This window comes from Serratia sp. OS31 (genome assembly GCF_014164835.1).
GTDB lineage: Bacteria > Pseudomonadota > Gammaproteobacteria > Enterobacterales > Enterobacteriaceae > Serratia > Serratia liquefaciens_A.
In genome coordinates, this window is the sequence record NZ_JACJFQ010000099.1 from 1 (window position 1) to 970 (window position 970).

Below are 970 nucleotides of genomic sequence, written 5' to 3' on the forward strand. Positions count from 1 at the left end.
ATCTAGTGTTCGGTGAATCGGATCTTACGCATAGCGATCTCCTCCGGGGACATAATCAGTATGTCGGAAGATCTCTAAAAGTGAATGGTTCGGATTACAGGGATGCTTACAGGGGAGCAGGTCAGCTCATCGAACGCCACCAGATATCGATCTCAGCAGAAACCGTGCGCAACTGAATTATCGCTGGCGAGAAAATTAAAATTTATGACTATCCTGACGGCTCAAGTGAATGGTGTGTTTTGCCGGGATACTTACAACATCAGTCTGGAGGACTTTGAACGGATAGGAAATATCTACTGTTGCCGGGTCAGTCCAAGCTTAGTTTATCTAAAATTAGATTTGACAAAAACCAATTAAAACCCAAATATTATATATAATTTAAACGCAATAAAATTAGTTAACTTAGGAGGTAGTGGTAATGAAGAAAAAAGTGGAGACATACGCTCTCTTTGTTTGTTTTTTATGTGTTTTTGTTTTCATGATATCTCTTGGAACAATGAGTTATTCTATCGTAAAAATATTCAGACCAGAACTCACAATTCCTTCATATGTATATGAAAAGTATCAAACCAATGATTTATTTTGGAGTAACCTAACTTCCGAGCACAATGGGGAAGTCAAACAAGAACAAGAAAAAAGACCGAGTAATGAGGAGCTTACCACACAAAGAACTAACGAGTTAAAAATTAGTATAAAAAGCGAGTATCGTTCTGGATTTCAGTTATTTATCCAATCATTTATCTATGTTTTAACATCCGGATTAATATGGCTTTCTCATATATTCTTGGTTCGTTCAAGCAGAAAAAACGATAGCGATAGCATTAGTCAAGATAGAATATAAGATTAGTTACATTAGACAATATGTATTTTCCAGATCAAGTAAAACCATATCAATAACAAGACTTTAATGTAGCATTCAGCACCATGGTGGATTTTATGAACACATTAATTTGAAATCTCCCTCAAATAC

General features: G+C 35.6%; 1 protein-coding gene. It reads left to right on the forward strand.

Annotated features, from left to right (window positions below; genetic code table 11):
* Positions 1 to 418: 418 nt before the first annotated feature.
* A complete protein-coding gene (locus tag H5P17_RS26480; RefSeq protein WP_182825924.1) occupies positions 419 to 841 on the forward strand; it encodes a hypothetical protein in 423 nt (140 codons plus the stop codon).
* Positions 842 to 970: the final 129 nt, after the last annotated feature.

What these genes read in the sequence shown, in the direction of transcription:
- H5P17_RS26480 (WP_182825924.1), top strand. Translation starts at nt 419, where the DNA reads ATGAAGAAAAAAGTGGAGACATACGCTCTCTTTGTTTGTTTTTTATGT.